We start from the raw sequence: 5,090 nt of genomic DNA, 5'->3' as shown, positions 1-5,090 counted from the left end.
TTCAGAACTAACACAGTGGACGCGAGCAACTGAGGACAAGCCCTCGGCCTATTAGTACCAGTCAGCTCCACCCGTTACCGGGCTTCCACATCTGGCCTATCAACCCAGTCGTCTACTGGGAGCCTTACCCTCTCAAGGAGGTGGGAATACTCATCTTGAAGCAGGCTTCCCGCTTAGATGCTTTCAGCGGTTATCCCTCCCGAACGTAGCCAACCAGCCATGCCCTTGGCAGGACAACTGGCACACCAGAGGTTCGTCCGTCCCGGTCCTCTCGTACTAGGGACAGCCCTTCTCAATATTCCTACGCGCACAGCGGATAGGGACCGAACTGTCTCACGACGTTCTAAACCCAGCTCGCGTACCGCTTTAATGGGCGAACAGCCCAACCCTTGGGACCGACTCCAGCCCCAGGATGCGACGAGCCGACATCGAGGTGCCAAACCATCCCGTCGATATGGACTCTTGGGGAAGATCAGCCTGTTATCCCCGGGGTACCTTTTATCCGTTGAGCGACGGCGCTTCCACAAGCCACCGCCGGATCACTAGTCCCGACTTTCGTCCCTGCTCGACCCGTCGGTCTCACAGTCAAGCTCCCTTGTGCACTTACACTCAACACCTGATTGCCAACCAGGCTGAGGGAACCTTTGGGCGCCTCCGTTACCCTTTGGGAGGCAACCGCCCCAGTTAAACTACCCATCAGACACTGTCCCTGATCCGGATCACGGACCGAGGTTAGACATCCAGCACGACCAGAGTGGTATTTCAACGGCGACTCCACCCCAACTGGCGTTGGGGTTTCAAAGTCTCCCACCTATCCTACACAAGCCGAACCGAACACCAATATCAAACTGTAGTAAAGGTCCCGGGGTCTTTCCGTCCTGCTGCGCGAAACGAGCATCTTTACTCGTAGTGCAATTTCACCGGGCCTATGGTTGAGACAGTCGAGAAGTCGTTACGCCATTCGTGCAGGTCGGAACTTACCCGACAAGGAATTTCGCTACCTTAGGATGGTTATAGTTACCACCGCCGTTTACTGGCGCTTAAGTTCTCAGCTTCGCACGCCCGAAAGCGCACTAACCGGTCCCCTTAACGTTCCAGCACCGGGCAGGCGTCAGTCCGTATACATCGCCTTACGGCTTCGCACGGACCTGTGTTTTTAGTAAACAGTCGCTTCTCGCTGGTCTCTGCGGCCACCCCCAGCTCACGGAGCAAGTCCGATCACCAGTGATGGCCCCCCTTCTCCCGAAGTTACGGGGGCATTTTGCCGAGTTCCTTAACCATAGTTCACCCGAACGCCTCGGTATTCTCTACCTGACCACCTGAGTCGGTTTAGGGTACGGGCCGCCATGAAACTCGCTAGAGGCTTTTCTCGACAGCATAGGATCATCCACTTCACCACAATCGGCTCGGCATCAGGTCTCAGCCTTAATGAGGGACGGATTTGCCTACCCCTCGGCCTACACCCTTACCCCGGGACAACCACCGCCCGGGCTGGACTACCTTCCTGCGTCACCCCATCGCTTACCTACTACAAGTCTGGTTCGTCGGCTCCACCACTTTCCTTTCCCCGAAGGGTCCGGAACGGCTTCACGGACTTAGCATCGCCTGATTCGATATTGGGCGTTTCAAAGCGGGTACCGGAATATCAACCGGTTGTCCATCGACTACGCCTGTCGGCCTCGCCTTAGGTCCCGACTTACCCTGGGCAGATCAGCTTGACCCAGGAACCCTTAGTCAATCGGCGCACACGTTTCTCACGTGTGTATCGCTACTCATGCCTGCATTCTCACTCGTGAACCGTCCACAACTAGCTTCCGCTGCTGCTTCACCCGGCACACGACGCTCCCCTACCCATCACAGCAGGCGTTGGCCCTATTGCTGCAATGACACGACTTCGGCGGTACGCTTGAGCCCCGCTACATTGTCGGCGCGGAATCACTTGACCAGTGAGCTATTACGCACTCTTTCAAGGGTGGCTGCTTCTAAGCCAACCTCCTGGTTGTCTCTGCGACTCCACATCCTTTCCCACTTAGCGTACGCTTAGGGGCCTTAGTCGATGCTCTGGGCTGTTTCCCTCTCGACCATGGAGCTTATCCCCCACAGTCTCACTGCCGTGCTCTCACTTACCGGCATTCGGAGTTTGGCTAAGGTCAGTAACCCGGTAGGGCCCATCGCCTATCCAGTGCTCTACCTCCGGCAAGAAACACACGACGCTGCACCTAAATGCATTTCGGGGAGAACCAGCTATCACGGAGTTTGATTGGCCTTTCACCCCTAACCACAGGTCATCCCCCAGGTTTTCAACCCTGGTGGGTTCGGTCCTCCACGAAGTCTTACCTCCGCTTCAACCTGCCCATGGCTAGATCACTCCGCTTCGGGTCTAGAGCGTGCAACTCAATCGCCCTATTCGGACTCGCTTTCGCTACGGCTTCCCCACACGGGTTAACCTCGCTACACACCGCTAACTCGCAGGCTCATTCTTCAAAAGGCACGCAGTCACGACCCATTGGGTAAACCCAATGAGCGACGCTCCCACGGCTTGTAGGCACACGGTTTCAGGTACTATTTCACTCCGCTCCCGCGGTACTTTTCACCATTCCCTCACGGTACTATCCGCTATCGGTCACCAGGGAATATTTAGGCTTAGCGGGTGGTCCCGCCAGATTCACACGGGATTTCTCGGGCCCCGTGCTACTTGGGAGATGAGCAAGCAAGCCGCTGATGTTTCGTCTACGGGGGTCTTACCCTCTACGCCGGACCTTTCGCATGTCCTTCGACTACATCAACGGTTTCTGACTCGCCGACCGGCCGGCAGACCGATCAAGCTCATTCCCACAACCCCGCATGCGCAACCCCTGCCGGGTATCACACGCATACGGTTTGGCCTCATCCGGTTTCGCTCGCCACTACTCCCGGAATCACGGTTGTTTTCTCTTCCTGAGGGTACTGAGATGTTTCACTTCCCCTCGTTCCCTCCACACTGCCTATGTGTTCAGCAGTGGGTGACAGCCCATGACGACTGCCGGGTTTCCCCATTCGGACACCCCCGGATCAAAGCTCAGTTGGCAGCTCCCCGGGGCCTATCGCGGCCTCTCACGTCCTTCATCGGTTCCTGGTGCCAAGGCATCCACCGTGCGCCCTTAAAAACTTGGCCACAGATGCTCGCGTCCACTGTGTAGTTCTCAAACAACGACCAGCCACCCATCACCCTGCTCCCTCAAGGAGAACAAGTTCACTGGGGCCGGCACTGAAGACATGACCATACGGCCGTACCTTCAGGACCCAACAACGTGCCAAGCACCAGTCAGTCTTCCGTCTCCTCTTTCCACGCCGAAGCAGTACTCGAGAACCATCAGACCGTCTGGTGCCAACTAATCAACGTTCCACCCATGAGCTGACCGTGCAGAACGTTTGTCTGCAATCGGTACTGTGCTCCTTAGAAAGGAGGTGATCCAGCCGCACCTTCCGGTACGGCTACCTTGTTACGACTTCGTCCCAATCGCCAGTCCCACCTTCGACAGCTCCCTCCCTTACGGGTTGGGCCACCGGCTTCGGGTGTTACCGACTTTCGTGACGTGACGGGCGGTGTGTACAAGGCCCGGGAACGTATTCACCGCAGCAATGCTGATCTGCGATTACTAGCGACTCCGACTTCATGGGGTCGAGTTGCAGACCCCAATCCGAACTGAGACCGGCTTTTTGAGATTCGCTCCACCTCACGGTATCGCAGCTCATTGTACCGGCCATTGTAGCACGTGTGCAGCCCAAGACATAAGGGGCATGATGACTTGACGTCGTCCCCACCTTCCTCCGAGTTGACCCCGGCGGTCTCCTGTGAGTCCCCATCACCCCGAAGGGCATGCTGGCAACACAGGACAAGGGTTGCGCTCGTTGCGGGACTTAACCCAACATCTCACGACACGAGCTGACGACAGCCATGCACCACCTGTATACCGACCACAAGGGGGGCACTATCTCTAATGCTTTCCGGTATATGTCAAGCCTTGGTAAGGTTCTTCGCGTTGCGTCGAATTAAGCCACATGCTCCGCCGCTTGTGCGGGCCCCCGTCAATTCCTTTGAGTTTTAGCCTTGCGGCCGTACTCCCCAGGCGGGGAACTTAATGCGTTAGCTGCGGCACCGACGACGTGGAATGTCGCCAACACCTAGTTCCCAACGTTTACGGCGTGGACTACCAGGGTATCTAATCCTGTTCGCTCCCCACGCTTTCGCTCCTCAGCGTCAGTAATGGCCCAGAGATCCGCCTTCGCCACCGGTGTTCCTCCTGATATCTGCGCATTTCACCGCTACACCAGGAATTCCGATCTCCCCTACCACACTCTAGCTAGCCCGTATCGAATGCAGACCCGAGGTTAAGCCTCGGGCTTTCACATCCGACGTGACAAGCCGCCTACGAGCTCTTTACGCCCAATAATTCCGGACAACGCTTGCGCCCTACGTATTACCGCGGCTGCTGGCACGTAGTTAGCCGGCGCTTCTTCTGCAGGTACCGTCACTTTCGCTTCTTCCCTGCTGAAAGAGGTTTACAACCCGAAGGCCGTCATCCCTCACGCGGCGTCGCTGCATCAGGCTTTCGCCCATTGTGCAATATTCCCCACTGCTGCCTCCCGTAGGAGTCTGGGCCGTGTCTCAGTCCCAGTGTGGCCGGTCGCCCTCTCAGGCCGGCTACCCGTCGTCGCCTTGGTGGGCCATTACCCCACCAACAAGCTGATAGGCCGCGGGCTCATCCTTCACCGCCGGAGCTTTCAACCCCCGCCCATGCAGGCAGGAGTATTATCCGGTATTAGACCCCGTTTCCAGGGCTTGTCCCAGAGTGAAGGGCAGATTGCCCACGTGTTACTCACCCGTTCGCCACTAATCCACCCCGAAGGGCTTCATCGTTCGACTTGCATGTGTTAAGCACGCCGCCAGCGTTCGTCCTGAGCCAGGATCAAACTCTCCATGAATGTTTACCGGTAATCCGGTGCACACACACGTTGAGCGGGCCAGTCATGGTCGGAATATGACCGACTGACCACTGCGTCCTCGCTGTGTAATTGCCTGCAAGCATCACGGCGAACCGCGACCTCAC

The 5,090-nt window shown here is 57.2% G+C and carries 2 rRNA genes; both read right to left on the bottom strand.

Annotated features, from left to right (window positions below):
* Positions 1–31: 31 nt before the first annotated feature.
* A 23S ribosomal RNA gene (locus ACZ49B_RS39005) occupies positions 32–3,154 on the bottom strand.
* A gap of 286 nt (positions 3,155–3,440) precedes the next feature.
* Positions 3,441–4,965: ribosomal RNA gene (locus tag ACZ49B_RS39000) — 16S ribosomal RNA — on the bottom strand.
* The 16S and 23S rRNA genes sit together here, the layout of an rRNA operon.
* Positions 4,966–5,090: the final 125 nt, after the last annotated feature.

The organism is Streptomyces sp. NPDC031132 (assembly GCF_055570595.1).
The sequence above is the reverse complement of the archived record's forward strand: the minus strand, read 5'-3'. Positions and strand labels throughout refer to the sequence as shown.